The organism is Arthrobacter sp. MPF02 (assembly GCF_046605375.1).
Lineage (GTDB): Bacteria > Actinomycetota > Actinomycetes > Actinomycetales > Micrococcaceae > Arthrobacter.
Genome location: NZ_CP176772.1, coordinates 806,514 through 832,582 on the forward strand (window position 1 = coordinate 806,514; position 26,069 = coordinate 832,582).

The following is a 26,069-nucleotide window of genomic DNA, read 5'->3' on the forward strand; positions in this document are numbered from 1 at the left end:
TAAGGGGGACACCCGCACCCATCTCAAGGAGGAGACATGGCCGAAACGCCTGAACGTCGGAATGGTTCATCCCGGAGGGAGGGTGCTGTGGCCACAGATCCGGTCCTTCCCCCTGCAGCCGTGGACGAAGACGTCCGGGAGGCAGAAGAAAGGAAATGGACGCCCGGTAAGATCGCGCTCTGGGCTGCGATCGCGCTGCTGGGCGGCGTGGCGTGGTTCATGCTCGCGGTGATCCGCGGGGAGACCGTCAACGCGATGTGGTTCGTGTTTGCCTCGGTGTGCACGTACCTGATCGCTTACCGGTTCTACTCCAAGGTGATTGAGCGGTACATCACCAAACCCGATGACCGCAGGGCAACTCCCGCCGAGTACAAGGCGGACGGCAAGGACTACGTCCGGACTGACCGGAACGTCCTGTTCGGCCACCACTTCGCGGCCATCGCCGGGGCCGGTCCGCTCGTGGGTCCGGTGCTCGCAGCGCAGATGGGCTACTTGCCCGGCACCATCTGGATCATCGTCGGCGTCGTCCTGGCCGGTGCGGTGCAGGACTACCTGGTGATGTTCTTCTCGATGCGCCGCGGCGGCCGCTCGCTCGGGCAGATGGCCCGCGAGGAGCTCGGCGTTGTCGGCGGCACCGCCGCACTGATTGCCACGCTCCTGATCATGGTGATCATCGTCGCCATCCTTGCGCTCGTCGTCGTCAATGCCCTGGGTGAAAGCCCCTGGGGCGTGTTCTCCGTTGGCATGACCATCCCCATCGCCCTGTTTATGGGCGTCTACCTGCGCTACCTGCGACCCGGCAAGGTCATGGAAGTGTCCATCATCGGTTTTGTGCTGCTGATGGCGGCGATCATCGGCGGCGGCATCGTGGCCGAAACCCCCTGGGGCGCGGACATCTTCACCCTTGACCGGGTGACCATTGCGTGGGGCATCATCATCTACGGCTTTATCGCGGCCATCCTGCCGGTGTGGCTGCTCCTGGCACCCCGGGACTACCTGTCCACATTCATGAAGATCGGCGTGATCGTGATGCTCGCTGTGGCCATCATCGCGGTCCGCCCGGAGATCAACGTTCCGGCGTTCAGCGAGTTCGCCAGTCGGGAGAACGGTCCGGTGTTCCCCGGCGCGCTGTTCCCGTTCCTGTTCGTCACTATCGCCTGCGGCGCCCTGTCCGGTTTCCATGCCCTGATTTCCTCGGGCACCACGCCGAAGCTTGTGGAGAAGGAACGCCAGACCCGCTTCATCGGCTATGGCGGCATGCTGATGGAATCCTTCGTGGCCATCATGGCGCTGGTCGCCGCGATTTCCATTGACCGCGGACTGTACTTCGCGATGAACGCGCCGGCCGCGCTGACCGGCGGCACCGTGGAAACGGCCGCCACGTGGGTGAACAGCCTGGGCCTGACCGGCGTGAACATCAGCCCGGACCTGCTGTCGCAGACCGCTGAAAACGTGGGTGAGGAAAGCATCGTGTCCCGCACCGGCGGCGCCCCCACCCTCGCCCTTGGCCTGGCGCACATCATGCAGCAGTTCATCGGCGGAACCGCCATGATGGCGTTCTGGTACCACTTCGCCATTATGTTCGAGGCCCTGTTCATCCTCACCGCGGTGGATGCCGGCACCCGCGTGGCCCGGTTCATGCTGCAGGACTCGATCGGCAACTTCGTCCCCAAGTTCAAGGAACACTCCTGGCGGCCGGGTGCGTGGCTTTGCACTGCGATCATGGTCGCCGCCTGGGGCGCGGTGCTGCTGATGGGCGTCACCGACCCGCTTGGCGGCATCAACACGCTGTTCCCGCTGTTCGGCATCGCGAACCAGCTCCTCGCGGCCATCGCCCTGTCCGTGTGCCTGGCAATCGTGGCCAAGCGCGGGACCTTCAAGTACCTGTGGATCGTTGCGCTGCCGCTGGCGTTCGCCGCGGTGGTCACCATCACCGCCAGCTACCAGAAGATCTTCTCCCCGGTCCCCGCCGTGGGGTATTTCGCCAACAACGCCGCGTTCAGCAAGGCCCTGGCCGAGGGCAAGACCGAATTCGGCACGGCCAGGACCGCGACCGCCATGGAAGCCGTGGTACGCAACACCGCCATCCAGGGCTGGCTGTCCGTGATCTTCGTGGTCCTGAGCATCATCGTGATTGCGACGGCGGTACTCGCCACCGTGAGGGCGTTCCGGGCCCGGGCGGCCGGGGTCGCCACCAAGGACAATGAGGATCCGGCGAGGCCGTCGCGGGTCTTCGCCCCGTCCGGGCTGGTCCCGACACCGGCCGAGCGGGAGCTGCTGGCTGAATGGGAGAAGGTCCCCGCCGATCTCCGGTTCGAGCGCGCAGGCCACCACTGATGAGCGCCGGACTCGCAGCCCTTTCCACCGGGTTCAAAGGCTTCGCGCGGTACCTGGGCGGGGTCCTGGGTGCCGACGCCTATGCAAAGTACCTGGAGCACCACCGCCAGGCCGGGCACCGGGAACCGCCGCTGACGGAACGGGAATTCTGGCGTGACCGGACCGACCGGCAGGACAGCAACCCGCAGGGACGGTGCTGCTGATTTTGCCTGCAGCGGACAAGCGCGTCAGGGAGGTTCATCGAGTGGACCCCGGGCGGATCGCTCATGAGAGTATGAACGCATGAGCGATCCGAACCCCACTCAGGCAGCTGAGGACCTCCCGGTAGAAGGCACTCCCATCGATGACAGCCAGGCGCCCGTGCCTGCACAGCCGTCCCGCGCGGACGGTGCCAAGAAGGGCAGCAACCTGCAGGACCTTGTGGACGAACCTGCCAAGGTGATGCGGATTGGCACAATGATCCGGCAGCTCCTGGAAGAGGTGAAGTCTGCCCCGCTGGATGATGCCGCCCGGGGCAGGCTGGCTGAAATCCACGAGCGCTCCATCAAGGAGCTGGAAGACGGCCTTGCTCCGGAGCTTGTGGAGGAACTGAACCGGATTAGCCTTCCATTCTCCGATGAGGCCACCCCCTCCGATGCGGAGCTGCGTATTGCGCAGGCACAGCTGGTGGGCTGGCTCGAAGGCCTGTTCCACGGAATCCAGACCGCCATCGCTGCCCAGCATGCGGCACGCGAGCATGCGGTGGTGCAGCAGCAGCTGCGCCAGCTCCCGCCTGGCACAATGATTGCTCCCGGAGTAGTGATCGGGGAAAACGGCGAGCCGCAGCGCGCTTCGGCCGGTCCCCGGCCCGGGACACCCGTGCAGCCAGGCCGCCGGGACGACCCGGACCACGGTCCCGGACAGTATTTGTAGGCTTTCGCTTGGGCTTTTTCAGCGCCGCGAGGCAGGGGCGCAAGGATGATGCGGAACTGGGGAAGGGGCTGTGGCGGCGCGCGCACGACCGCTTCCATCGGGGACTGGACCGCTTCCACCAGGTGCTGGAAGGCGTTGAGGATGACCAGCTGTACGAGGAGCTGGTGGAGATAGCCAATGACCTGGCACTGCTCCTCGAACGCGTGAGGGCCGTCTGCGTGGAAGCGCAGCGGCGCTCGCCCAGCGAGGGCCTGGATATCCCGGCCGCTCTGTCGGGAGTCCACCGTGCGCTGTCCAAGGCCGGAAACTCCCTGGCCACCACGGCCGAAGCGGCCGCTATGCTGCGGCTCGCCGTCGGGCCCGTGCCGGTAGGGGCGGCCTCTGTGCGGCGCCGTGCCGAGGCCGTGTTCCAGCAAGTGGCCGACGCCGAGCGGCATCTGCATGAGGCCGCGTCCTGACCCTGCTGGTTTATTCCCGTCGACGCCCGCTTTTTTGGCGTTACGCGCCTGGCTGACATCGGCGCTTTATGCCTTTGGCCGGACCAGGCATTTGGCAGGATGAAGGAATGACTCTTTCACCTTCACTGACGTTCAATGACGGAAATACGATTCCTCAGCTTGGCTACGGCGTGTGGCAGGTTGAGGACAACGTGGCGGAGAAGGTGGTCCGCCAGGCCTTTGAAGCAGGCTACCGCCACATCGACACCGCCAAGATCTACGGCAATGAGGCCGGCGTGGGACGTGCCATCGCCAGTTCCGGGCTCTCGCCGGAAGAAATCTTCATCACGACCAAGCTGTGGAACGCGGACCAGGGCTACGAGTCCACGCTGGCGGCCTTCGAAGAGTCCATGGATAGGCTTGGACTCGAGACGCTGGACCTGTACCTGATCCACTGGATGCAGCCCAAGCAGGACAAGTATGTGGATACCTGGAAGGCGCTGATCGAGCTTCAGAAGCGCGGCCGGGTGAAGTCCATTGGTGTTTCGAACTTCACCGTCGAAGGCCTGCAGCGCCTGATCGACGAGACCGGTGTGGTTCCCGCCATCCACCAGATTGAACTGCACCCGTACTTCAACCAGCGCGAGCTGCGCGAATTCGGTGCTTCCAAGGGCATCCTTACCCAGGCCTGGTCACCCCTGGGCCAGGGCGGCGAACTCCTCGAGGACGCCACGGTGGCGCGCATCGCCGCTAAGCACCAGGCGACTCCCGCGCAGGTCATCATCGCCTGGCACCTGGCCATCGGCAACGTGGTGATCCCCAAGTCCGTGACCGAGTCGCGGATCCGCGAGAACTTCGCGGCGCTGGAGGTGTCCCTGGACGCCGAGGACATCGAAGCGATTGACGCGCTGGACCGCACCGCCAGCGGTGAAGGCCGCATCGGGGCTGACCCTGCAATTTCCGACTTCGCCTAAGCCAGGCGAAGCCGTCTGCGCGAATAAGCGGACGCGGAACCCGCACTCCCTTTAGGGCAGTGCGGGTTCCGTCATTTAAGCCGCCGTGTTTCGGCCAAGCGGCCGCCGCTCGTCATTTAAGCCGCCGTGTTTCGGCCAAGCGGCCGCCGCTCGGGGTCAGGCAGCGATCCGGGCCGGTTCCGCCGTAACGGCGTCAATGACAACCCAGCTGTCCTCGCCGTGGCAGTGCCTGTTGGCGAATCGCTGCGCCTCGGCCATGGTGTCGAAGACCTCCGCCCGGGACCGGCCGCAGTCCGCATCGAAGTACGTGACGTGAAATTCCTGTACCGTCTGGTTTTCCATACATCCAGTCTGCAACCGGGCTCTGACAATTCCCGGAATCAGCCACGCGTGTTGCCCAGCCGCAGGACCCTCTCCTGGGCAAGCATGGCTGTCCGTCCCGCTTTATCGGCTGCCCGGGCCGCCTGTTTCGCCTCGGCAGCAGTCGCTGCCAGCCTTTTCCTCGCCCGGTCGAGCTGCTCTTCCGCACTCTTCAGCCGGTTCCGGAGTTCTGCTGTTTCCTCAACCAGGGCGGCAATCTCGCTTTGCGTTTCGTCCACCTGTTCCTGCAGTTCCTGCGCAAGGCCGCTGGTCCGGGCTTCTTCTTCCTGCGCCTCCGCCAAGGCCGTTTTGGCCTTTTCAAGGGCCGGCAGTGAGACAGGACGGGGCGCTTGCCTGACTGCCTCGAGCCGCGGCTTGGCTGCCTTGGCCTCGGAGGTGCGGGCCGTCGTCGTACGCTGCTTCTTGTCCGGTGCTGGCTTCCGGGCCGGGGGAGCGGCGGGAACTGCCGCAGGCAGGACGCCGGGAACTGCTACGGCTCCCTCCAAATCGGCGGTGCTCACCCCGTCCGCCGACAGCGTTTTCAGGAGGCGCCCGCTGCGGACAGCCGCTGCCGCCCCTTCGTCGGCCGTCATGGCCCGGAGGGTCTCCTCCACATCGTTTGCAATGGTGTCGCTGATGGTCCTGCCCTGCTCCTGGACAACTGTACGGACAGTGTCGACGGCGGCGGACAGCATGGTGCGGCGCTCTCGTCCCAGCTCGCGGAGGGCAGGGGCATCAAGTGAGGCTTGTGCGTCACGCATCCTGGCGCCGAGGTCCGCAAGGCCGGCAAGGACGTCCGGCTGGTGCAGGGCCAGCATGTTGACCGCCCAGGCCGCCACGGAGGGCTTGGGCAGGGCCTTCACGGCCATACCGAGCTCCTTGTCCTGCCCGGCAGCTTCCTTTGCCGCTGTTGTCCTCGCCGTTACGAAGTCCTCAAGGGGCGCGGCATACAGCCCGCTCGCGATGTCTGCCAGGGCCTGCTCGTCCATGTCCGCCATCATAGGCGGGCAGGGCGGCAGCTTTCCGCCCATCCAAAGCGGGTGCTGCCGTTGCCGAACGTGCTTGACTGAGGGTGTGTTGAGGAGCGGCAGAGGCAAGGACGTGCAACGCCTGCAGGAGGTTGAAGTCCTCGCCGGCGAGGCCTTCCGGATGGTAGGGATGGATGCGATCGCCGATGCCGAACCGCCTGGTTCCAAGGACTTATGCGACTACATCGACGCCGGACGCTGCTGGGTTTATACGGACGAAGCAGATGGGCCGGTCGGGTACATCCTTGTTGACTGGATTGACGGCGATGCCCACATCGCACAAGTTACCGTCCATCCAGGCTTTGCGCGCCGGGGGATCGGCGGACGGCTGATCGAAGAAGTTGCCTCGTGGGCTGCGGGGGAGGGAAGCGCGGCACTGACCTTGACGACCTTCCGTGATGTCCCCTGGAACAGGCCGTACTACGAACGCCTGGGGTTCGTGGTTGTCCCGGAGGCGGCCCGGCCGGAAGGAATCCGAACGCTGGTCCGGGTGGAGGCAGCACAGGGCTTGAGTGCCTGGCCGCGGGTAGTGATGGAACGGCGCCTGGGCGAGGGGCATTAGTGCCTGTCTTGGCGGCCCCTAACCTGGCTGCTCGACAACCAGGCCTGGACGCGCCGGGCGAACCATTCCGGTTTTTCGAAGGGTATGCCATGCCCGCACCCGTCCAGTGTTTTAAGCATGCTGCCCGGCCGGGCTGCGCTGATCGCCGCTGCTGGCTGTTTCACGAGCCCACCCGTGTCCCGGAAGATCGGGAATGATCAGGCGGTACCGGCCAGCCAGGCTCCCGGCCAGCGGATCCCACATCCGGCTGGGGAGACACTTCCGCCGTGCAGGAGCAGAACTGCAGGTGCGCTCCCGGGCCCATAAATGTTCACGTGCACGGTTCATGCTTGCATGTTGCCGCCCTCCCGCGCCGCCGGGGGGTGGCTCGTATAATCTGAGCATGCCCATCACGTGCTTAAGCAATGGTCTCCGTGCCCAGCAGTCAATCCTCGAACAGTGCGGGAGCGAGCAGTGAGCGGCGGCCTGGTCGCGCTGCTGGACGACGTCGCAGCCCTCGCCCGCATAGCCGCGGCCTCCGTAGATGATGTCGCCGCCGGCGCCGCGAAGGCGGGGGCCAAAGCCGCGGGTGTGGTGATTGACGACGCCGCCGTTACGCCGCAGTACGTCTCCGGGGCCGACCCGTCCCGCGAAGTGCCGATAATCAAGCGGATCTTCTGGGGCTCCCTGCGTAACAAGCTGTTGATCATCCTGCCGGCCCTGCTGCTGGTGAGTGCATTCGCGCCATGGGCAATCCCGTTCATCCTTATGCTGGGCGGCACTTATCTCTGCTACGAGGGCGCCGAGAAGGTGTGGCACAAGCTCCGCGGCGGCCACCACGCGCACGAGGATGAGGCCCCCGCAGTCGAGCGGGGCCCGGAGGCGGAGTCCAAGGTCGTCAAGGGTGCCATCACCACGGACTTCATCCTCTCCTGCGAGATTATGGTCATCTCGATGAACGAGGTGGCCCAGGAGAACCTGTGGGCCCGTGCCCTCATATTGGTTGTCGTTGCTCTTGTCATCACGGTGGCGGTGTACGGCGCCGTCGCACTCATCGTCAAGATGGACGATTTCGGCCTGCATCTGGCAGCCAGGGAATCCGCACGCTCAAAGCGCATAGGCGAGATGCTCGTGAAGGGGATGCCTGCCGTCCTGGCCGCAATAACCCTCGTCGGAACCATCGCCATGCTGTGGGTGGGCGGCCACATCATGCTGCAGGGAGCCTACGACCTCGGTTGGCACGGTCCGTACGACCTTGTCCATGCCCTTGAGCATCCCTTCGCCGATATCGCGGTGGTGGGCGGCTTCCTGGCGTGGCTCGTCAACACATTGTGCTCCGCCGTTGTGGGAATCGTGTGGGGTCTTGTCATCATGGCGATCGTCGGTCCGCTGTTGAAGGTGCTGCCGTTCGGCAAGAAGAAGGGCGGACACGAAGAAGGGGAAGTGCGTGCGGCAGTAGCCGGTCACCGCCCGGTTGAACCCGGGACGGACTCCGCCCAGCGGCATTCCCGACGCCCGCAAAGCGAGTAAGGAATGGCGGGGTGCAGGACTTCACCCGCGGACTTTCCTAAGCCGCAGCCTGCGATGACGGCGGCGCGTAACCTGTCCCGCCAGCCGCCCCCCGCGGCGCCAGGGGCCGTGGGAACGGCTGGTTCCCGGACCAGCCTTCCCGGGCGCTGAGGCCACCAGCGAGGAACCGTTCCAGCGGCGGCGCAACCGCAGGACCGCAAAGACCGTCAGCCCGATCCACACGAGGGCGGCACCGAAAATGAGGATCATCGCAGGAATCGTGTCCATGGCTAAGTGTAGGGACGGGGCAGAGCCCGTGGCTCCAAGGGTTACTAACACGTAATGACACGGCTGGGCCCGTTACCCATTCATGATTTTGGGGTTGGGCGAACGGCCCCTGGTGTCCAAACGTGACAAAAATGGCGAGCGTCCGGGCGCCGCGTTCACCGGGTCAGGCGGACGCCGCCTACCGCCCCTGTCCACGGGGTCTCGCCCGGCCCGGGCAACCGCAGATGGGCGAAAACGTACCCTTGCTGAAGTGAAATCACCTGTGAAGTACTGCCGGTGCAATTCAGGGTAAGCTCCACGGGCTGGAAGGGGGCACCCGGAAATTCCTGCCCAACGGACACCGTCGCACCGGAAGCACCGACGCAGGCGGCGGTGACCGTGTAGTCGCCGGCCGATTCTATCTTGTCCATCGTGCCGAACCCCCTGAGGGGACCATCCAGCGGACCTACCTCGGTGAGGAGGGCCGGGCCCGGTACTGCCTTCAGGAGTCGGTCCAGCTCAGCGTAGTTCTCAGCCTCCCGGGCCAGGATCCGCTGATCGTCGTATGGGCGTGCGGAAGCCGATTTCGGTTCCGGACCGGTTGTTCGCCCGGCTGCTGCACTGTCCACAGGCCGGGCTGTTACCGTGTCCGCGGTTTCAGGATAGTCATAGACGCACCCGGACGTCCCGGCAAGGGGGATGAACAGGCACAGGGCAAGCGCGTGCCAGTGCCGCTGGGGTTCCGTTCCCACGGTTCCATACTGGGCAACGGCGCGGGCAAAAACAATCGCCAGGAGCCGAATCGCAGGCTCAAAGGCAGGGAGCGCTCAAATGGATGCTCAAAGTACGCCCTGTCCTCCGGTCGTGCCCACCGCTTGACCAGCGAAAAACCCCTGAAACCCCTAAATTAGGGGCTGTCCGGGGTTTATCCCGAGCTTCCTATTTCGCCAGGAACTAGCGGCATTCGCCGGTGGAAGTATTCACGAACCTCCCGGCAATCACTTTTCGCTCGTGGCTGCTGCAGTCGCCGAAGGAAACAGGCGAGGAGCTAGATGGCAACCCGTAGGCAATCTTAATCAGACCGGCTCTGGTCTCCTCGTCCCGAACGCGCGGCTCGCCCCTCCGGCCGTGCCGGTGGTGGGGATTTCGCCAGGGCAATCAGCAAGGTCAGGACGGTGATCGTCCAGGCAAGCACAGCGAGGAACACCAGGTTGATCGCCACTAAGGGGTGCATGGCGAAAGTCTAGGACGTGTGACTGGATGACTGCGGCGCAGCTCCAAGATATCGGGGCGCGGAAAAGGTGCGCCCGTTCACTGAGCGCACCCTTTCCGCTTCCCCATGCAGCCGTCTCCTAATCGACTTCATCTATAGTAAGCATGCTTAGGATTGCTTATTATTCTGCCTCGACTCACCCACCAGAGATCGCTCCTCCAAGTATCGCGGTGGGTTGCAAGCCCTCTTCTTCCTGGCAGCTACTAAGCCATAGGGTCATTGTTTATGAGCGATAAAACGACCGCCGGCCCGACTCATGCCCTTCAGCGCGTCATCATTGTCCACGGATACGAGGCGGCGCCGGACGCGCACTGGTTCCCTTGGCTTCAAAACACCCTGGAGGCTGAAGGCGTTAGTGTCACTGCCGTTCCCCTCCCGGATCCAGACGCTCCCGAAGCGACAGCATGGGAGAACGCTGTCGGCGCAGCACTAGGAGTGCCGGACGCGGGAACGGTGATAGTTGCGCATTCCCTCGGTGCAATCACCGCTCTGCGCGTACTGGCCGCCCTTTCCGAACCGTGGGAGTTGGGCGGCATCGTCTTGGTGGCAGGCTTCGTTGAGCCGCTGGAGTCGTTGCCGGAACTGGACCGCTACCTCTCAACTGGAGTTGACGTGGAACGCCTGGCAAAAAGCATCCGATCACGAACAGTGATCCGGTCTGAGACGGACCCATTTGTTCCGCCGACAGCATCGGATGAGCTCGCTAAACGCCTCAACGCACACGTGCAGGTCCACCCGGAAGCCGGACACTTCATGGCCAAAGATGGGGTTACAAAATTTCCAGCTGTACTCGACCTACTACGGTCGCGCTAAGGAAACGCCTAGACGACAGCGCCGTCGTTGACTCGGGTACGACGGCTGCGGCGAGGGAGTCCTCGGGCCCACCACGCGATCATCAGCCCTGCGGTTGCGGCCCCGCCGGCGTAGATCCAGGGCGAAGACCATGACCCTTCCGGGGTGGGAATCGCAAAGGCAATCACAACGGCGGCCACGGCCAGAACAACCTCCACGGCCGCCTGCAGCGCTTTGGCCCGGTACTCAGGGTAGGCCAGCCGGACCAGGGGAATGATCGGGAGCAGGAACAGGCCCAGGCTGGGAATCGGGTAGATGATGTTCAGCGTGTAGATCGTCATGCCCAGCAATAACAACCCAAGGAATTTCAGCACCTGCACGGCCGGGAGTGGGTTCTCCGGCATCCATCGGCTCAGGAGCAATCCCCAGGCCGGCAGTCCGAGCAACCAGCCACCACACCACCAACCAAGGTTCGTCAGAGCCAGCGGTACGAAGATGCAAGCCCCGATCAGCAGGTAAGTGGCCGCGTACCAGGGCAGCAGCTTCGCCGGATCGGCTAGGTTGTACAGCATCAGCGTTAGTGCCGGCACCATGACGCACACCCCGGCGAAGGTCCATGGCCTGGGTCGGGTCATCAGCGCAGCGGGCCATTCTTTGGTGGCACAGTCCGCTTGAGCTCTGCGATCCGCAGCCGGAGGAACACTATGCCCAGGATCAGGGCGTACACGGCCAGGCCGGCCACCACGATAGTGAAGACGGCGTACAGTGTGCCCAGAATGCTGAAGGCTGGACTCAAGTTCATGGACTTCCCCCATTGGTCGTTGCCCTTAGGCTACGCGAGCTGACCCAGTAGCGCCCGGGGCGCTCTCTACTGGAACTCAGTACGTCTAGAGGATATATTCGACTCAGCCACCCAAGGGCAGGGTCTCGCCGTAGTGCCTGGATGACTTTTGGTGCCCCCACGACCAGTAGTGCCTCTGCAAATGTCGCCGACCAAGTGCTGAAACCCGGCTACGGCTACAGGTACCTCGGGAGCCAGTCTGCCCGACCCTGATAATCAGGTAGCCGTGCCTTGGAAGTGGCTCAACTCATCGCAAATCCTCCGCTGACAATTCGATGACTGGCTATCCGGCAAGGGCTGCAGTTCTGCGAGCGGTATCCAGGACGAGCTCGTCAATTTTGGGGTCTCTGACTGACGCCAGAGTTATCTGCTCCATGCCTTGACCTGAATTTTTGAGGGTGTAGGCGAGATCGTCAGCCCATTCAGTGAGGCTCATAACCTCGCCATAGCCTCCGGCAAGAGGTTTAGTGCCCACCGCTTAACCAGCGAAAAACCCCGGAAACCCTTGGAAACAAGGGCTGTCCGGGGTTTATCCCGAGCTTCCTATCAGAATCGAACTGATGACCTTTTCATTACGAGTGAAACGCTCTACCGACTGAGCTAAGGAAGCACTGCATGAAATCACCGGCGGAACCGGGCGCCTCATGCAAGAGTCAACTGTAATAGAGTCCCGGCGCCCCGGTCAAAATGAGGCGCCCCCTGTGGTTGAGGCGTTCAGCACACTGTGTTGTCGGCGGGAACTTCGCCGTTCAGCAGGTACCGGTCCACCGGATCCTCAAGGCAGCTGTTGGACCGTCCGTAGGCGGTGTGCCCCTCGCCCTCCCAGGTCATCAGGGTGGCATTCCCCAGCTGCTTCCGCAGGGAGGCAGCCCATTCAACCGGGGTGGCGGGATCGCCGGTAGTGCCAATAACGACGATGGGGGACTCACCGGTGTACTCGACCGGTCCGGGCGTCCGGACGTTCTTGTAGGGCCAGTCGGAACAGCTGGTGCCGCCATAGGCGAAGAAGTAGCCCAGTGTGGGCGATTCCTGCATCAGGCGCTGCTGCTCCGCCCGCATCGCTGCCGGATCGGACTCCATCGGATAGTCCAGGCAGTTGATGGCGTTGAAGGCAAACGTCGAGTTGGATGTGTAGGAGCCGTTGGATGCACGGTCAGCGCCAAGGTCCGCAAGGCGCAGCATGAGGCTGACATCACCCGTCATGGCAGCGTCCAGCGCTTGGGTCAGGGCCGGCCAGCTCTGGTCGTTGTAGAGCGGCGTGATAAGGCCGCTCACGAACATGGTGGCGTTGACCAGGCGTCCGTCCTTGGCTGTGCGCGGCGTTTCCTGGACCGCTGCAATGAGGTCGCGGATCTGCTGAACCCCGGAATGGACATCGCCGCTGAGCGGACAGTTTTCCTGCTGCTGGCAGCTGGCGACGTATGCCCTGATGGCTTTCTCGAAAGCACGGGCCTGGCCGCTGGTCAGTTCCTCGTTGCTGATGGAGGGATCCAGGGCGCCGTCCAGGACCATGCGTCCCACGTTGTCGGGGAACAGGGAGGCGTAGGTAGACCCGAGGAGAGTGCCGTAGGAGTAGCCAAGGTAGTTCAGCCTGGTGTCGTTGACCACGGCGCGCAGGACATCCAGGTCCCTGGCGGCGCTCTCCGTGTCGATGTGACCCAGGACTTCACCTGTCTTCTCGGCACACTGGTCGGCGATCGCCTTGTTGTCGGCCCTCGCAGCTGCCAGCCCGGCATCTGTTTCGAGGTCGTAGATCTGTGCCCTCGCCTCGTCCCGCTCCGCATCGCTCAGGCAGGTGACGGGAGCTGAGCGCTTTACGCCGCGGGGATCGAAGCCCACCAGGTCGTAGGCGTCGCGGACGGACTGCGAAAAGTGCGTTGCCGCGGCGTCTTTTACAAAGTCGTAGCCGGATGCTCCGGGACCGCCGGGGTTGACCAGCAAACTGCCGGTCCTTGTGCCCGTGGCGGGCGCCCGCAGCGCGGCAATCTCGATAGTTTCGCCGGCTGGAGCCTCATAGTCCATGGGCACGGTCACCTTGGCACACTGGAATTGGCTCTCACACGGCTCCCAAACCACTTCCTGCGAGTAGAACCGTTCCAGACCGGCAGGGGCCGACGCCACGATGGACGGATCCGCCTTTGCCGTGGCGGTCTCCTGGTTGGGGTCTCCGCCGTTGAGGAGGCTGCACGAGGCCAGGACCATGGCCAGAACCAAGGCGCCGGCGGCACGGACACCGACCGTGAAGGACCGGGGGCGTGCGGGCAGGGGGCGGGCAGTCATCGGGTCTCCTTGGAAGGCTGGATCAGGCTGGCTGCCATGGACTCAATGGCCAACAGCGGGGCAACGTTGGTGGTGGTGATTCGTCCGCGGGCTTTGTTGATGGCGTCCATCCGGGCAAGAGTGGCTTCCGGAGTGGAGCGCCTGGCGAACTCCTCCAGTTCGCCCCTCAACTCAACGTTTACCAGCTCCACAGCATTCCCAAGCTGGATAATCAGGACGTCGCGGTAGAACGAAAGCAGGTCCGTGAGGGTGCGGTCGAGGGAATCCGTGATGGAACGCTTTGCCCGGCGCTTCTGGTCTTCCTCCAGCTGCTTCACCTGGCTCCGCATGGCCGGGGGGAGGGTGCCTGATTCCGGCGCGCCCAGCGTGGCGAGCAGCGCGGCTTTCTCAGCTGCGTCGCGCTCCTCGTTCGAGCTGGCGGCCTCGGCAGTAGCAATCTTCACGAGCTTGTCCGCCATCATGACGGCCGCAGTGACGCCGCGGAGCCCCAGCGGGAATTTCACGGTCTCCAGGCGGCGTTCGCGTGCAGCAGCATCCCTGGCCAGGCGGCGGGCTATCCCGACATGGCTTTGCGCCGTCCGGGCGGCCTGCTCCGCCAGGGCCGGGTCCACGCCGTCGCGCTTCACCAGGAGGGCGGCGACATCCGCGGCGGGAGGGAGCCGCAGCGCCATACTGCGGCACCGTGAACGGATGGTGACCAGCACGTCCGCGGGGGAGGGGGCGCACAGCATCCACACAGTCCGCGGCGTCGGCTCCTCGATCGCCTTCAGGAGCACGTTGGTGGTCCGCTCGGCCATCCGGTCGGCGTCTTCGACCACGATAATCCGCCAGCGGGCGGATGAAGGCCGGTTTCCGGCCGTTGCCACGAGCTCGCGGGCCTCGTCGATGGTGATGGTGACTTTCTCGGTCCGTACGAACGTCACGTCCGAGTGGGTTTCACCCAGGATGGTCCGGCACGCCTGGCAGTGGCCGCAGCCGCGCCGGTCCACGTCTTCCTGGTCGCAGTTCAATGCCGCCGCGAAGGCCTTGGCCGCGTTGGACCGCCCCGAACCCGGCGGCCCGGTGAACAGCCAGGCGTGCGTCAGGCCTTCGCCCCGGGATGCCAGGCGCAGTTGCTCGACGACGGCGGGCTGGCCCTGCAGATCATCCCACACAGTCATGCGTTACCGCCGCCGGAGGCACCAACGGAAGGGGCGGTGCCCACAGATTCCGCCTCCTGCGCAACAAGGAGCGAATCCACCCGGCCGAGGATCTGCGCGGCCAAGCTCTCAACCGGCAGGTGCGCAGGCAATACAAGGTAGGAGTCGGGGCGCGCCGCAGCCAGTTCCAGGAATGCATCCCGAATCCTGCCGTGGAATTCGTCTGCCTCTGATTCCAGCCGGTCTTCGGCGGCATCGCCGGCAGCCCGCCGCTGGCGCCCCACGGCCGGGTCCACATCCAGCAGGACGGTGAGGTGGGGCTGCAGGTCGGAGGTGGCCCACTCGTTCAGGGACCGGACCGCGTCCTGACCAAGGCCGCGCCCGGCGCCCTGGTAGGCGACAGAGGAATCGATATAGCGGTCGGTCAGGACGATATCCCCCCGGTCCAGCGCCGGGCGGATCACCTGGGCAGCAAGTGCCGCACGGGAGGCGGCAAAGATCAGCGCTTCGGTCCGGGCATCGATATGCCCATGGCCGTGGTCCAGAACCAGGGAGCGCAGCTTCTCGCCAATCGGGGTGCCGCCGGGTTCACGCGTCCGAAGTACGGTGAATCCCCGGGCTTCAAGCGCTTCTCCAAGCCGGGCTGCCTGCGTCGACTTGCCGGCACCATCGCCGCCCTCAAACGCGATGAAAAGTCCGGGCCCCTGTTTACTCACCCCTTTACCCTACCGATTCGGAAGCCGGGATCCTGATCCGGGAGATGTATATGTGGACAGTCTCCGATCCGCGTTTGCCCGCTGCCGGCAGTCGTCGGCGGGACCAGTACGCTTTCACCATGAGTCTTTCTGATCAGCAGGCGGCCGGGTTGTCAGCAGAAACCGTTGTGGTTGCAGCCGGACGCCCGCCGCGGGAACGGGACCAGCCCGTCAACCCGCCGGTCGTCCTCTCCTCCACCTACTTCGGCACCGGCGCGCTTGACACCGGCGACCGGGGCTACGGACGGTACTCCAACCCCACCTGGGATCCTTTCGAAGAGGCGATTGGCCAGCTGGAGGGTGCTGAACTGCCCGGCCTTCTCTACGCGTCCGGCCTGGCTGCGGTCAGTTCCGCCCTGTCGTTGATTCCCGCCGGGGGAGTGCTGGTCATGCCCACCCACAGCTATTCGGGCACCCTAGTGATGGCGTCGGAACTGGCCCGGAAGGAGTTTGTCCAGCTCCGCACTGTGGACATCGCAGATACAGAGGCCGTCAAGGCAGCGCTCGCGCCGGCCGGCCCCGACAGGCGGGCGGCTTCCATGCTGTGGCTGGAAAGCCCCACCAATCCCATGCTTGGCATCGCCGACATCCCTGCCTTGACCGGCGCCGCGCATGACGCCGGCGCCATCGTGGTCACGGACAATACTTTTTCCACACCCCTGGTGCAGCAGCCGCTGGCCTTGGGTTCCGACGTCGTCCTTCACTCGGTGACCAAGTACCTTGCGGGCCATTCCGACGTCGTGCTCGGCGCCCTGGTCACCTCCAACCCGGACATCCGCTCCGCCCTGCTGCACAACAGGACAATCCATGGCGGCATCGCCGGCCCCTTCGAAGCGTGGCTCGCCCTGCGGGGCCTCCGGACGCTTGCGCTTCGGGTGGAACGGTCGCAGCAGTCAGCCGCGGTCCTGGCGCAGCGGCTCAGCTCGCACCCCGCCATCGAGTCGATCCGGTTCCCGGGGCTGGCCACGGACCCCGGGCACAAGCGTGCCAAGGCGCAGATGAACGGATTCGGGTCCATCATCTGCATCGAGGTAGCCCCTGCCGGCGGGCTGGACGGCGCCGGCGCTGCAGACAAGCTGGTCCGGGCCCTCCAGCTGTGGCTGCCCGCCACGTCGCTCGGGGGAGTCGAGTCCCTGATCGAACGCCGGCGCCGGCACGCCGCGGAACCGGTGAGCGTGCCGGAAAACCTGGTCCGCCTGAGTGTCGGCATCGAAAACGTCGAAGACCTTTGGGCCGACCTCAAGCAGGCGCTTGACACGCTGGGAGGCTAGGCTTGGTCTGTGGACGCTGAACTAATTATTCGGCCTGTTGAACAGGCAGTGTTCTTTATCCTTGCCATCGTGGCTCTGGGCCTTGAGCTATGGGCCGTGGCGGACTGCGCACGGCACCGGGCCAACGCCTTCGAGGCCACAGGCAAAAGGACCAAAACCTTCTGGCTGGCGCTGACAGGCGGTGCCGCGCTGGTCGGCGTCATCTCTCTGTTCAGCAGCGGCGGCGGTTTCTTCGGCACGCTGGGCCTGTTCGGACTTGCCGCGGTGGTCGCAGCGTCTGTCTACCTCGCCGACGTGCGTCCCGCCGTCAAGGACGCCGGCCGCGGCGGCAGCCGCAACATGGGGCCGTACGGCCCCTGGTGACCACGATGCTCCCCCGGGCTTGCAAGCGCCGGGGGCAACCCGCCGTCGTACCTTCTATTCCAGCGGTGCTACGGCCTCCCAGTCCACGGTCAGCTCCCCGAGCCGCCACCGCGCGGGTCCGTCCTGAACCGGCCAGCCGGCGCCGCGCAAGATCCGGCACATGCCCTGCCAGCGCTGCCGGTTGCCGAACGACGCCAAAGGTGCAGCTTCCAGCCAGGCGCGGTCCATCGCCTGCATAAACGTGTGCACCCGCTCGCCGGGAACATTGCGGTGGATCAGCGCCTTCGGCAGCCGCTCCGCGACGTCAGACGGCATTGTGAAACTGCCGAAGCGCACCGAGATGCTCAGCGACAGGGGCCGCCCGGCGTCGAGCGCCACCCAGGCCACCCGCCGGCCGATCTCGTCGCACGTGCCGTCGATGAACAGCCCGTCAGGCGCCAGGCGGCCCTGAACCAGCTGCCAAATCCCCGCCACGTCCGCCTCCTCGTACTGCCGCAGCACGTTGAAGGCCCGCACCAGGACCGGCCGGCCGGGAACGGGCAGCTCGAACCCGCCCACGTGGAAGCTGAGCCCCGGCCGCTCCAGGGGAAGGGCAGCGCGCACGCGTTCGGGCTCGATCTCGATGCCGCACACCCGGACATCCGGGCGGACGGCTGACAGCCGTTCAAAAAGTTCGACGGCGGTTGCCGGGGTGGCCCCATAGCCAAGGTCCACCACCAGCGGGTCGGTGGCGGCGCGAAGGCGCCAGGCCTGCGGTCCGGTCAGCCAGCGGTCCAGCCGGCGCATCCGGTTGGGATTCGTGGTCCCCCGGGTAACGTTTCCCACCGGCCTGCCCTGCCTGCCTGCAGGGTTCCTGCCGGTGATCTGCGGGGCGGTCACCCGTTCAGCCTTTTGCACCACCGCCCCACCTTATCCCCGCGGCAGCGAAACGGGCCCGGTTTGTAACGCTGGGCGGGCCGCAACAGCGCTCAGCTAGGATGAAAATCATGACTTACAAGCTGATTCTGCTGCGCCATGGCCACAGCGAATGGAACGCCAAGAACCTGTTCACCGGATGGGTGGACGTCGACCTTAACGACCAGGGCCGTGAGGAAGCAGCACGGGGCGGTGAGCTCCTGGTGGAGAACAACGTCCTGCCGGACGTGCTTTACACCTCGCTGTTGAAGCGGGCCATCAACACTGCCAACATCGCCCTGGACAAGGCCGACCGCGGATGGATCCCGGTTAAGCGCGACTGGCGCCTGAACGAACGCCATTACGGTGCGTTGCAGGGCAAGGACAAGGCACAGACCCTGGCCGAATACGGCGAGGAACAGTTCATGGAATGGCGGCGCTCCTACGACACCCCGCCGCCGCCCCTGGATGACAGCTCCGAATTCTCCCAGGCCCATGACCCGCGCTATGCCGGCCTCGGCGATGCCCTTCCGCGCACGGAATGCCTCAAGGATGTGTTGGTCCGCCTGCTGCCGTACTGGGAATCGGACATCAAGGAGGACCTCAAGGCCGGCAAGACCGTCCTGGTCACCGCCCACGGCAACTCCCTGCGCGCGCTGGTCAAGCACCTGGACGGCATCAGCGACGAGGCCATTGCCGGCCTGAACATCCCCACCGGCATCCCGCTGGTCTACGATTTGGACGAGGACTTCCAGCCGGTCAAGCCGGGCGGCACCTACCTCGACCCCGAGGCTGCCGAACAGGCCATCCTGGCGGTCGCCAACCAGGGCAAGAAATAAGGCGTTAACGCGTACGACGGCGGGCTGGTCACCTGAGGCGACCAGCCCGCCGTCGTACGTTCCCTGAAAGTTTTTGTCCAGATATGCCGGGATCAACGCCCCGGAAGCCTGCACATCTGGACAAAAACTCCGGGCGGTTAGCTGTGTTCGATGCCGTTCGGCTGCCACGCCCCGGTCACCAGGTAGGTGACCTTCTGGGCCACGGACACTCCATGGTCGGCGAACCGCTCGAAGTAGCGACTGGCCAGGGCAACATCCACCGTGGTGGCCGGGGACTCGGCCCACTCCGGTGCGGCGATGGCCTTGAAGACGCTCAAATGCAGGTCGTTGATGGCGGTGTTCGCCTTGAGGATGTCCCGGGCGACTTCCAGGTCCCTGGTTTCCAGCAACACGGTGACCTTGTCCGCGATCACCTTGTCCAGTTCGGCCATCTGCTTGAAGGTTTCCGTCATGGAAGCCGGAATGACCGTTGACGGGAAGCGGAGGCGGGCCAGCTGGGCGATGTGCCGGGCAAGGTCGCCCATGCGTTCCAGCGACGCGCTCATGCGCAGGGAACCGACGATCATGCGCAGGTCGCTCGCTACCGGGCCCTGCAGTGCAAGGATGTCGATGGCCCGCTCATCGAGGCTGTTCTGCAGGAAGTCGATGCGCGCATCGGCCGCAATAACGTCCTGTGCGAGGTCCACGTCTGCCACTTCGAAGGAAGTGGTGGCCTTGTCCATTGCTTCGCTGACCAGCCGGGAGATCTGCACCAGCTCTTCACCAACGTGGGTGAGCTCTTCCTGAAAAACCTTACGCACTAGGCGTCCTTTCCTTTGAACTCCTGCCGGTCCGCACCAGGGCAGCAGGAATCATGTCGCCCGCGGGCAGTCCAACTCGTTACTCTGCCAGTATCCGGTAAACGGTAAGGCTTGTGCAGGTGAACGTTAGTTGAATCGTTCGTGCAATGGGGCAGGACGCGCCGGATCGGCCGCAGCCAGAGCATAAGGTGGATCTGTGGATCCTATGCTCATCGGCCTGGTCGCAGGCCTCGTCGGCCTGGCGCTCGGCACCTTTGGCGTGCTTGCCTACCGGGTGAGCGAGAAGCAGCGCCGGCTGCTGGACGTGGACCCGGACGAGGTCGCGCTGCCGCCGGGCGCGGCCGAGGTGCTGGCTGTCGTCGGACGGGCTTTTGTGGTGGTGGATGCCGTGGACGGCGTGGTCCGGGCCAGCCCCGCTGCCTATGCCTATGGCCTGGTCCGCGGCCACACCGTGGTCCACAAGGAACTGCTGGACATGACCGCCGGCGTCCGCCGCGATGGCGTCATCCTGGAAAAGCAGCTGGAGCTGCCCCGCGGTCCGCTGGGGCAGGGGACCATTATCGTCCAGGTCCGGGCAGCGATGCTTGGCGAGGAATACATTCTCCTGCTCGCCGATGACCGGACGGAGATCACCCGCACCGAGGAAATCCGCAACGATTTCGTGGCCAACGTCTCGCACGAACTGAAAACCCCGGTGGGAGCCATCTCGCTTCTGGCCGAGGCACTCGAATCCTCTGCGGACGACGAACTGGCCGTCCGCCGTTTTGCCAAGCGCATGCACAAGGAATCCGGCCGTCTCGCGGCCCTGGTGCAGGACATCATCGAGCTTTCCCGGCTGCAGGGAGCCAATGTCACAACCCAGGGCGGACCGGTGGACATCAACGCGGTCATCGCGGACGCGGTGGACCGGTCGCAGCTGCCGGCGGAGAGCAAGAACATCACCATCGTGGTGGGCGGCCGCACTGAGGGGAAGGTTTTCGGCGACCAGGACCTGCTGGTCACGGCCCTGCGGAACCTCATCGACAACGCCATCCGCTACTCTCCTGCAAACACCCGTGTGGGCATCGGAGTCCGTTCAAAGGACGGCCTGATCTCCATCTCAGTGACGGACCAGGGGGAAGGCCTCAGCGCCGAGGACCAGGAGCGGGTCTTTGAACGCTTCTACCGCGTGGACTCCGCCCGCTCGCGGCACACCGGTGGAACCGGGCTGGGCCTGAGCATCGTTAAGCATGTTGCGTCGAACCACGGTGGCGAGGTGACGCTCTGGTCGCAGCCAGGCCAGGGATCCACCTTCACCCTCCGCCTTCCCGAGATGGAAGGGCACGACGGCGACGAGGACCTTCCGCTTGCCGCCCAGCCTGCGCAGGAGCAGGCAGGGCAGCGGGCCGAGCTGCCGTCAGTCACCCAGGTACCCCGCGCCGCCGGCGCAAAAGAACGAGGAGCTAGCGCTTGAGCAGGATCTTGATAGTGGAGGACGAGGAATCGTTCAGCGATCCCCTGTCCTATTTGCTGGGCAAAGAGGGTTTTGAAGTGGAGGTCGTGGACAACGGCCTCGACGCAATCACCGAGTTTGACCGGAATGGAGCCGACCTGGTGCTGCTGGACCTGCAGCTCCCCGGACTGTCGGGAACCGAGGTATGCCGGCAGCTCCGCCAGCGTTCCAGCGTCCCGGTCATCATGCTGACCGCCAAGGACTCGGAGATCGACAAAGTGGTGGGGCTGGAGCTGGGGGCCGACGACTACGTCACCAAGCCTTACTCGTCCCGTGAACTGGTGGCCAGGGTCCGGGCAGTGCTCCGGCGCCAGGGAGAACCGGAAGAACTCATCTCATCCACCGTGCATGCAGGCCCGGTCCGGATGGACATTGAACGGCACGTGGTGAGCGTGGACGGGGAACAGGTCCTGCTTCCCCTCAAGGAATTCGAACTCCTCGAAATGCTGCTGCGCAACTCCGGCCGGGTGCTCACCCGCGGCCAGCTGATCGACCGCGTATGGGGCTCCGACTACGTGGGCGACACCAAGACGCTGGACGTCCACGTCAAGCGACTTCGCGGCAAGATTGAACCCGACCCCTCCGCGCCCCGGTATCTCGTGACCGTCCGCGGCCTGGGGTACAAATTCGAACCGTGACCGGAGCCTGCCGCTTGGTGGCATAGCAGGACGCCGGACATAACAGGAGGGAGGGGCCGCGGCCCCTCCCTCCTGTTATGTGTTTGTTGCGCCTGGCCTAGTGGTTCGAGCCGCCGAGTTCCGAGGCCGTCGGGGACGGGGTGGGGGACGGCGACTGGGTGCTGCCGGCCGGCAGGTATTCCTTGTACTCGGGCAGGGTTGCGTCGAGGACGGGGAATTTGACCGTGCTGCTGACGTTGGTGGCGTCCTCGGTGATCGTGATGTCAACCAGTGAACCCGGAACATCGCCGGTGGTGCTCAGGATGGCTTCATCCGAGCTTTCGTTCAGGAGGGTGTAGGAGTTGGCCTTGACGGGAACCTCAGTCTGCGAGCCTTCGGCGCCGTTGACCGTGAGCTTCACATCTTCGGAGGAGGAGTTGTAGACGGCGCCGATGACGCGGCCGGGCTGGTCCTCGCCTGCGGAAACGATCATCATGTTGCGCAGCTCGAGCGGACCGACCTCGGTGTTGATTCCGTCCGACTGCTGGTACTGGGCAGTTGTCTGCTGGGAATTGTTGACGCTACAGCCTGACGCCAGCAGTCCGACGCCAAGGGCGGCAGCCGTCAGCGCCAGTTTGCCGCGCAGGGCCCGGTTCATCGCAGTGGAACGCACGTCACGTACTCCTCGAGAGTCTTGAAACATTATTCAGGCATAGCTTATCCAGAAAGGCCCCCAAACGAGGATTCGGGGGCGTCACACGGACCTTGGCAGCACCCCGGGGATGCACTATTATCCGCATCCGTCAAGGGGTCCATGGGGGTTGTTTTGGCCTATTTTCCGCGTATTTATGCGGTTCTGGGGCCATTCCGCGGCCGGTCATATGCCTGCATCGTGATAAACTGGTCTGCGGGAAAGGGGAAATGTCCACATGGTATTTGAGGTCGGCGAGACAGTAGTTTACCCTCACCACGGTGCTGCGAAGATTGAAGAAATCAAGATGCGCACCATCAAGGGCGAAGAGAAAATGTATCTCAAGCTCAAGGTGGCTCAGGGTGATCTGACCATTGAAGTTCCAGCAGAAAACGTTGACCTTGTTGGGGTCCGGGACGTAGTGGGCAAGGATGGCCTGGAGCACGTATTTGATGTGCTTCGCGCCGAGTTCACCGAAGAGCCCACCAACTGGTCGCGAAGGTACAAGGCAAATCTGGAGAAGCTTGCTTCCGGTGACGTCATCAAGGTCGCAGAGGTCGTCCGTGACCTGTGGCGCCGCGATCACGACCGGGGCCTTTCCGCAGGCGAAAAGCGAATGCTGGCCAAGGCCCGGCAGATTCTGATTTCAGAACTGGCGCTGGCCGAAAAGACCGACGAAGAGAAGGCGGCAAGCGTTCTCGACGAGGTTTTGGCTTCCTAAGAATTGAACCCCGGCGGCACGAAAGTGCAGCCGGGGCTTCTTTTTTGCCTTGGCATCATGCCCTGCCCGCTGCCCCGTCGTGGCAGGTTCCGGCATGAGGGAGCGCAGGGACGTAGGCTAGTCCGCATGAGCGAAACAGCTAAGCGCCTGGTCACCGCGGTGATCCTGGTGGCGGCAGGTTCCGGGCAGCGGCTCGGGTATGGCATGCCCAAGGCGGCGGTCCCGCTGGGCGGGGAGTCCATCCTGATGCATGCCCTCCGCGGCATCGTTGCGTCCGGAATCGCCAGCCAGGTGTGCATTGCGCTGCCGGCGGGCCATGACGGCCTGCGCCGCCAGTGCGACGACTTCAGGGACGAACTTGCCGACGGCGGCCCGTTACTCACCATTGTCGACGGCGGCGCCACCCGGGCAGAGTCCGTCCGGGCGGGGCTGGATGCCTTGATGGAGGGGACGGACGCCGTCCTGGTCCATGACGCCGCCCGCGCTTTGGCGCCCGAAGCTGTCTTCCACCGCGTTACCGACGCACTCGCGGCCGGTGCCCATGCTGTCATTCCTGCCATCCCTGTTGTGGATACAGTCAAGACCGTCGCGCCAACGTCTAACGGAGACGCAGCGCTGGCTCCGGAAGTGGTCACCGGAACTGCGCCCAGGGAGAACCTGCGGGCCGTGCAGACACCGCAGGGATTCCGGACCAACACGCTGCAGGAGGCGCACCAGGCAGCACTGGCCTTTGACTCCGGGCAAGCGGCAGCCATCACTGACGACGCCATGCTGGTGGAGATGACCGGCACGGCGGTCCACGTGGTCCGAGGTTCCACGCAGTCCTTGAAGATCACTACGCCGCTGGACCTGATCCTCGCCGAAGGCCTGCTCGAAGGCCCGCTCGGCGCCCGGTGGGTGGAAGGCTAAACATGGCAAACCCGTACATGATCATCCCCCGTACCGGCATCGGCCTGGATGTCCACGCTTACGCCGCCGACGATGCAGACCGCCCCTTGTGGCTGGGCGGACTGCTTTGGCCTGGTGAGCGCGGCCTCGCCGGCCACTCCGATGGCGACCCCGTGGCTCACGCCGCAGCGGATGCGCTGTTTTCGGCAGCCGGCATCGGAGACCTGGGCACCCACTTCGGTACGGACAGGCCTGAATTTGCCGGCGCTTCCGGCGTTGCACTTTTGGCTGAAGCGGCACGGATCGTCCGTGCCGCCGGGTTCGAGATCGGCAACGTAGCTGTCCAGTTCGTCGCCAACCGGCCCAAGTTTGGTCCGCGGCGGGAGGAATCGCAGCAGGTCCTCAGCGACGCCGCGGACGCGCCGGTCAGCGTCACGGCCACCACCAGCGACCGCCTGGGATTCACCGGACGCGGTGAAGGCATCTCCGCGGTTGCCACCGCCCTGGTCTACCCGCGGCCCTCCGGCGCCATCGGCTAGTCTGGAGCGGTGACCCTGCGCTTCTATGACACAGCCTCCGCCGAAGTCCGGGACTTCGTTCCCCTGATCGAGGGCAAGGCCAGCCTGTACTACTGCGGGGCCACCGTGCAGGGCATGCCGCACGTAGGCCACATCCGCTCGGCCATCGCCTTTGACCAGCTGACCCGCTGGCTGTCCTACCGGGGCTACCGGGTAACCGTCGTCCGGAATGTCACGGATATCGACGACAAAATCCTGGCCAAATCGGAGGCATCGTTCGCGCCGGACTTCTCGCCGGAACCGGGGGAGGTGCCCCGGGAGGAATGGTGGGCCCTCGCCTACCGCTACGAACAGGAATTCCTGAAGGCCTACGACACCTTGGGTGTTTCCCGGCCCACCTATGAGCCCCGCGCCACCGGGCACATCCCGGAAATGCATGCACTCATCCAGCAGTTGATGGACCGCGGCCACGCCTACCCGGCGCTGGACGGCTCCGGCGACGTCTACTTCGACGTCCGGTCCTGGAGCAAGTACGGGGCCCTGACCCGGCAGAACATCGACGACATGCAGGCCGCTCCTGACGCCGATCCCCGCGGAAAGAAGGACCCCCGCGACTTCGCCCTGTGGAAAGGTTCCAAGGAGGGCGAACCCGCCACGGCGAGCTGGGCTTCCCCCTGGGGAGCAGGCCGCCCCGGCTGGCACCTCGAATGCTCCGCCATGGTCACCAAGTACCTCGGCACCGAGTTTGATTTCCACGGCGGCGGCCTGGACCTGCGGTTCCCGCACCACGAGAACGAGATGGCGCAGTCGCAGGCTGCGGGACACCAGTTCGCCAGCTTCTGGATGCACAACGGGATGGTTACCTACGAGGGCGAAAAAATGTCCAAGTCCGTGGGAAACACCATCAGCCCCGCCGAAATGCTGGAACTGGCTCCGCCCCGTGTGGTCCGCTACTACCTCGGGCAGGCGCACTACCGCTCAGTCCTGGACTACCGCCCCACCTCCCTCCAGGAGGCCGGGGCCGCCGTCGAACGCATTGATGGTTTCCTGGCGAAGGGGGCAGCGCGGTTCGGCCACGACGTCGCACTGGACGGCAGCCCCGCCGAAAGCCTTACAGCCTTCGCGGAGGCAATGGACGACGACCTGAATGTGCCCCGCGCGCTGGCGGCCCTGCACGAGACGGTCCGTGCCGGCAACACGGCCCTCGCTGACGGAGACGACGACTCCGCCCGGAAGGCGATGGCCGCCGTCGCCACCATGACCGAGGTCCTCGGACTCAACGCCGTAGGCGGGTCCGGGGCGGCCGGCACCAGGGAGGCGGAAGCCCTCGCTGTCCTGGTCGAGGCCCAGTTGGCAGCCAGGGCAACAGCGCGGTCCAACAAGGACTGGGCGGCCTCGGACGCCATCAGGGACACCCTGAAGGACGCCGGGATTGTGGTCGAGGACGGCCCGGACGGCGCCTCCTGGAGCCTGAAGCGCGACTAGCCCGGGCGGGCGCGGCCCCTTTCCACCCGGTCACCCGATTTTTTC

Annotated in this window: 29 protein-coding genes and 1 tRNA gene; 17 read left to right on the forward strand and 13 right to left on the reverse strand. The window is 64.9% G+C overall.

Features of this window, described 5'->3' with window-relative positions; translation table 11 throughout:
• Nucleotides 1–36: 36 nt before the first annotated feature.
• The 5 genes from ACLH0K_RS03905 (at nt 37) to ACLH0K_RS03925 (ending at nt 4,660) form a co-directional block, all read left to right on the forward strand.
• Nucleotides 37–2,337 carry a carbon starvation CstA family protein gene (locus ACLH0K_RS03905; RefSeq protein ID WP_411375541.1) on the forward strand — a complete coding sequence of 767 codons (2,301 nt, stop codon included), beginning with the start codon at nt 37–39 and terminating at the stop codon, nt 2,335–2,337.
• Entirely contained in the window at nt 2,337–2,540 is a 204-nt protein-coding gene (locus tag ACLH0K_RS03910) for a YbdD/YjiX family protein (protein WP_411375543.1), read from the forward strand. Before ACLH0K_RS03905 ends, ACLH0K_RS03910 begins: the two co-directional genes overlap by 1 nt.
• A gap of 79 nt (nt 2,541–2,619) precedes the next feature.
• Complete coding sequence (locus ACLH0K_RS03915) at nt 2,620–3,249, forward strand: bacterial proteasome activator family protein (protein ID WP_411375544.1); 630 nt, start codon at nt 2,620–2,622, stop codon at nt 3,247–3,249.
• Between the two features lie 8 nt (nt 3,250–3,257).
• Nucleotides 3,258–3,707 (forward strand): hypothetical protein, encoded by a 450-nt coding sequence (locus tag ACLH0K_RS03920; RefSeq protein WP_411375545.1) that lies wholly within the window; start codon nt 3,258–3,260, stop codon nt 3,705–3,707.
• A 107-nt stretch (nt 3,708–3,814) separates the two neighbouring features.
• Complete coding sequence (locus tag ACLH0K_RS03925; RefSeq protein WP_411375546.1) at nt 3,815–4,660, forward strand: aldo/keto reductase; 846 nt, start codon at nt 3,815–3,817, stop codon at nt 4,658–4,660.
• 156 nt (nt 4,661–4,816) lie between these two features.
• Here the strand turns inward: ACLH0K_RS03925 and ACLH0K_RS03930 are convergent, their stop codons facing one another.
• Together ACLH0K_RS03930 and ACLH0K_RS03935 are read right to left on the reverse strand one after the other, a co-directional pair.
• Nucleotides 4,817–5,002 (reverse strand): hypothetical protein, encoded by a 186-nt coding sequence (locus ACLH0K_RS03930; protein WP_411375547.1) that lies wholly within the window; start codon nt 5,000–5,002, stop codon nt 4,817–4,819.
• 38 nt (nt 5,003–5,040) lie between these two features.
• Nucleotides 5,041–6,009: a hypothetical protein gene (locus ACLH0K_RS03935; protein WP_411375548.1), complete on the reverse strand. Its 969-nt coding sequence runs from the start codon at nt 6,007–6,009 to the stop codon at nt 5,041–5,043.
• 112 nt (nt 6,010–6,121) lie between these two features.
• On the opposite strand from ACLH0K_RS03935, the gene ACLH0K_RS03940 reads away from it, so the two are divergent.
• Entirely contained in the window at nt 6,122–6,610 is a 489-nt protein-coding gene (locus tag ACLH0K_RS03940; RefSeq protein WP_411375549.1) for a GNAT family N-acetyltransferase, read from the forward strand.
• Nucleotides 6,611–7,063: 453 nt separating this feature from the next.
• Nucleotides 7,064–8,119: a DUF808 domain-containing protein gene (locus tag ACLH0K_RS03945; protein ID WP_411376398.1), complete on the forward strand. Its 1,056-nt coding sequence runs from the start codon at nt 7,064–7,066 to the stop codon at nt 8,117–8,119.
• Between the two features lie 21 nt (nt 8,120–8,140).
• Here ACLH0K_RS03945 and ACLH0K_RS03950 read toward each other — a convergent pair whose 3' ends face one another.
• Both ACLH0K_RS03950 and ACLH0K_RS03955 read right to left on the reverse strand, forming a co-directional pair.
• Entirely contained in the window at nt 8,141–8,386 is a 246-nt protein-coding gene (locus ACLH0K_RS03950) for a hypothetical protein (RefSeq protein ID WP_411375550.1), read from the reverse strand.
• Between the two features lie 155 nt (nt 8,387–8,541).
• On the reverse strand, nt 8,542–9,117 hold the full coding sequence (locus ACLH0K_RS03955; protein ID WP_411375551.1) for a hypothetical protein: 576 nt from the start codon (nt 9,115–9,117) through the stop codon (nt 8,542–8,544).
• A gap of 746 nt (nt 9,118–9,863) precedes the next feature.
• Between ACLH0K_RS03955 and ACLH0K_RS03960 the strand changes: the two genes are divergently transcribed.
• Nucleotides 9,864–10,451: an RBBP9/YdeN family alpha/beta hydrolase gene (locus tag ACLH0K_RS03960; RefSeq protein ID WP_411375552.1), complete on the forward strand. Its 588-nt coding sequence runs from the start codon at nt 9,864–9,866 to the stop codon at nt 10,449–10,451.
• An 8-nt stretch (nt 10,452–10,459) separates the two neighbouring features.
• Here the strand turns inward: ACLH0K_RS03960 and ACLH0K_RS03965 are convergent, their stop codons facing one another.
• The 6 genes from ACLH0K_RS03965 to tmk all read right to left on the reverse strand — a co-directional run bounded on the left by ACLH0K_RS03965 (nt 10,460) and on the right by tmk (nt 15,406).
• The gene (locus ACLH0K_RS03965; protein WP_411375553.1) at nt 10,460–11,065 is read right to left on the reverse strand and encodes a hypothetical protein; all 606 of its coding nucleotides are present in this window, start codon (nt 11,063–11,065) and stop codon (nt 10,460–10,462) included.
• Nucleotides 11,065–11,232, reverse strand: a complete 168-nt coding sequence (locus ACLH0K_RS03970; RefSeq protein ID WP_411375554.1) for a hypothetical protein — start codon at nt 11,230–11,232, stop codon at nt 11,065–11,067. The genes ACLH0K_RS03965 and ACLH0K_RS03970 overlap by 1 nt, the downstream gene beginning before the upstream one ends.
• 576 nt (nt 11,233–11,808) lie before the next feature.
• Nucleotides 11,809–11,881 (reverse strand) — tRNA-Thr (locus ACLH0K_RS03975).
• A gap of 104 nt (nt 11,882–11,985) precedes the next feature.
• The gene (locus ACLH0K_RS03980) at nt 11,986–13,551 is read right to left on the reverse strand and encodes an alpha/beta hydrolase (protein WP_411375555.1); all 1,566 of its coding nucleotides are present in this window, start codon (nt 13,549–13,551) and stop codon (nt 11,986–11,988) included.
• Nucleotides 13,548–14,711, reverse strand: coding sequence for a DNA polymerase III subunit delta' (locus ACLH0K_RS03985; RefSeq protein ID WP_411375556.1), 1,164 nt, complete (start codon nt 14,709–14,711; stop codon nt 13,548–13,550). The genes ACLH0K_RS03980 and ACLH0K_RS03985 overlap by 4 nt, the downstream gene beginning before the upstream one ends.
• A complete protein-coding gene (gene tmk, locus ACLH0K_RS03990) occupies nt 14,708–15,406 on the reverse strand; it encodes a dTMP kinase (protein WP_411375557.1) in 699 nt (232 codons plus the stop codon). Before tmk ends, ACLH0K_RS03985 begins: the two co-directional genes overlap by 4 nt.
• Nucleotides 15,407–15,525: 119 nt before the next feature.
• On the opposite strand from tmk, the gene ACLH0K_RS03995 reads away from it, so the two are divergent.
• Both ACLH0K_RS03995 and ACLH0K_RS04000 read left to right on the forward strand, forming a co-directional pair.
• Nucleotides 15,526–16,716, forward strand: a complete 1,191-nt coding sequence (locus ACLH0K_RS03995; protein WP_411375558.1) for a trans-sulfuration enzyme family protein — start codon at nt 15,526–15,528, stop codon at nt 16,714–16,716.
• Between the two features lie 9 nt (nt 16,717–16,725).
• On the forward strand, nt 16,726–17,079 hold the full coding sequence (locus ACLH0K_RS04000; protein ID WP_138139267.1) for a DUF2516 family protein: 354 nt from the start codon (nt 16,726–16,728) through the stop codon (nt 17,077–17,079).
• A 54-nt stretch (nt 17,080–17,133) separates the two neighbouring features.
• Here ACLH0K_RS04000 and ACLH0K_RS04005 read toward each other — a convergent pair whose 3' ends face one another.
• Nucleotides 17,134–17,979, reverse strand: a complete 846-nt coding sequence (locus ACLH0K_RS04005; RefSeq protein WP_411375559.1) for a class I SAM-dependent methyltransferase — start codon at nt 17,977–17,979, stop codon at nt 17,134–17,136.
• 86 nt (nt 17,980–18,065) lie between these two features.
• On the opposite strand from ACLH0K_RS04005, the gene ACLH0K_RS04010 reads away from it, so the two are divergent.
• The gene (locus ACLH0K_RS04010) at nt 18,066–18,812 is read left to right on the forward strand and encodes a phosphoglyceromutase (RefSeq protein WP_411375560.1); all 747 of its coding nucleotides are present in this window, start codon (nt 18,066–18,068) and stop codon (nt 18,810–18,812) included.
• Nucleotides 18,813–18,949: 137 nt separating this feature from the next.
• On the opposite strand, the gene phoU is transcribed toward ACLH0K_RS04010, so the two are convergent.
• Nucleotides 18,950–19,612 carry a phosphate signaling complex protein PhoU gene (phoU, locus tag ACLH0K_RS04015; protein ID WP_411375561.1) on the reverse strand — a complete coding sequence of 221 codons (663 nt, stop codon included), beginning with the start codon at nt 19,610–19,612 and terminating at the stop codon, nt 18,950–18,952.
• Nucleotides 19,613–19,817: 205 nt separating this feature from the next.
• Between phoU and ACLH0K_RS04020 the strand changes: the two genes are divergently transcribed.
• Nucleotides 19,818–21,065, forward strand: coding sequence for a sensor histidine kinase (locus ACLH0K_RS04020; RefSeq protein ID WP_411376399.1), 1,248 nt, complete (start codon nt 19,818–19,820; stop codon nt 21,063–21,065).
• Complete coding sequence (locus ACLH0K_RS04025) at nt 21,062–21,742, forward strand: response regulator (protein WP_411375562.1); 681 nt, start codon at nt 21,062–21,064, stop codon at nt 21,740–21,742. Before ACLH0K_RS04020 ends, ACLH0K_RS04025 begins: the two co-directional genes overlap by 4 nt.
• Nucleotides 21,743–21,839: 97 nt before the next feature.
• Here ACLH0K_RS04025 and ACLH0K_RS04030 read toward each other — a convergent pair whose 3' ends face one another.
• A complete protein-coding gene (locus ACLH0K_RS04030) occupies nt 21,840–22,394 on the reverse strand; it encodes a hypothetical protein (RefSeq protein WP_370281368.1) in 555 nt (184 codons plus the stop codon).
• Nucleotides 22,395–22,650: 256 nt separating this feature from the next.
• Here ACLH0K_RS04030 and ACLH0K_RS04035 point away from each other — a divergent pair, with 256 nt between their 5' ends.
• The 4 genes from ACLH0K_RS04035 (at nt 22,651) to cysS (ending at nt 26,024) form a co-directional block, all read left to right on the forward strand.
• Nucleotides 22,651–23,133 carry a CarD family transcriptional regulator gene (locus tag ACLH0K_RS04035; protein ID WP_009357288.1) on the forward strand — a complete coding sequence of 161 codons (483 nt, stop codon included), beginning with the start codon at nt 22,651–22,653 and terminating at the stop codon, nt 23,131–23,133.
• 126 nt (nt 23,134–23,259) lie between these two features.
• A complete protein-coding gene (gene ispD / locus ACLH0K_RS04040) occupies nt 23,260–24,042 on the forward strand; it encodes a 2-C-methyl-D-erythritol 4-phosphate cytidylyltransferase (protein ID WP_411375563.1) in 783 nt (260 codons plus the stop codon).
• A 2-nt stretch (nt 24,043–24,044) separates the two neighbouring features.
• The gene (gene ispF / locus ACLH0K_RS04045; protein ID WP_411375564.1) at nt 24,045–24,560 is read left to right on the forward strand and encodes a 2-C-methyl-D-erythritol 2,4-cyclodiphosphate synthase; all 516 of its coding nucleotides are present in this window, start codon (nt 24,045–24,047) and stop codon (nt 24,558–24,560) included.
• A 9-nt stretch (nt 24,561–24,569) separates the two neighbouring features.
• Nucleotides 24,570–26,024 (forward strand): cysteine--tRNA ligase, encoded by a 1,455-nt coding sequence (cysS, locus tag ACLH0K_RS04050; protein ID WP_411375565.1) that lies wholly within the window; start codon nt 24,570–24,572, stop codon nt 26,022–26,024.
• Nucleotides 26,025–26,069 lie beyond the last annotated feature (45 nt).

Bases quoted from the DNA above. Each gene is read 5' to 3' on its own strand.
- ACLH0K_RS03905 (WP_411375541.1), top strand. From the start codon at position 37: ATGGCCGAAACGCCTGAACGTCGGAATGGTTCATCCCGGAGGGAGGGT.
- ACLH0K_RS03910 (WP_411375543.1), top strand. From the start codon at position 2,337: ATGAGCGCCGGACTCGCAGCCCTTTCCACCGGGTTCAAAGGCTTCGCG.
- ACLH0K_RS03915 (WP_411375544.1), top strand. From the start codon at position 2,620: ATGAGCGATCCGAACCCCACTCAGGCAGCTGAGGACCTCCCGGTAGAA.
- ACLH0K_RS03925 (WP_411375546.1), top strand. From the start codon at position 3,815: ATGACTCTTTCACCTTCACTGACGTTCAATGACGGAAATACGATTCCT.
- ACLH0K_RS03930 (WP_411375547.1), bottom strand. From the start codon at position 5,002: ATGGAAAACCAGACGGTACAGGAATTTCACGTCACGTACTTCGATGCG.
- ACLH0K_RS03935 (WP_411375548.1), bottom strand. From the start codon at position 6,009: ATGGACGAGCAGGCCCTGGCAGACATCGCGAGCGGGCTGTATGCCGCG.
- ACLH0K_RS03950 (WP_411375550.1), bottom strand. From the start codon at position 8,386: ATGGACACGATTCCTGCGATGATCCTCATTTTCGGTGCCGCCCTCGTG.
- ACLH0K_RS03960 (WP_411375552.1), top strand. From the start codon at position 9,864: ATGAGCGATAAAACGACCGCCGGCCCGACTCATGCCCTTCAGCGCGTC.
- ACLH0K_RS03965 (WP_411375553.1), bottom strand. From the start codon at position 11,065: ATGACCCGACCCAGGCCATGGACCTTCGCCGGGGTGTGCGTCATGGTG.
- ACLH0K_RS03970 (WP_411375554.1), bottom strand. From the start codon at position 11,232: ATGAACTTGAGTCCAGCCTTCAGCATTCTGGGCACACTGTACGCCGTC.
- ACLH0K_RS03980 (WP_411375555.1), bottom strand. From the start codon at position 13,551: ATGACTGCCCGCCCCCTGCCCGCACGCCCCCGGTCCTTCACGGTCGGT.
- ACLH0K_RS03985 (WP_411375556.1), bottom strand. From the start codon at position 14,711: ATGACTGTGTGGGATGATCTGCAGGGCCAGCCCGCCGTCGTCGAGCAA.
- ACLH0K_RS03995 (WP_411375558.1), top strand. From the start codon at position 15,526: ATGAGTCTTTCTGATCAGCAGGCGGCCGGGTTGTCAGCAGAAACCGTT.
- ACLH0K_RS04010 (WP_411375560.1), top strand. From the start codon at position 18,066: ATGACTTACAAGCTGATTCTGCTGCGCCATGGCCACAGCGAATGGAAC.
- ACLH0K_RS04020 (WP_411376399.1), top strand. From the start codon at position 19,818: ATGCTCATCGGCCTGGTCGCAGGCCTCGTCGGCCTGGCGCTCGGCACC.
- ACLH0K_RS04035 (WP_009357288.1), top strand. From the start codon at position 22,651: ATGGTATTTGAGGTCGGCGAGACAGTAGTTTACCCTCACCACGGTGCT.
- ispD (WP_411375563.1), top strand. From the start codon at position 23,260: ATGAGCGAAACAGCTAAGCGCCTGGTCACCGCGGTGATCCTGGTGGCG.
- ispF (WP_411375564.1), top strand. From the start codon at position 24,045: ATGGCAAACCCGTACATGATCATCCCCCGTACCGGCATCGGCCTGGAT.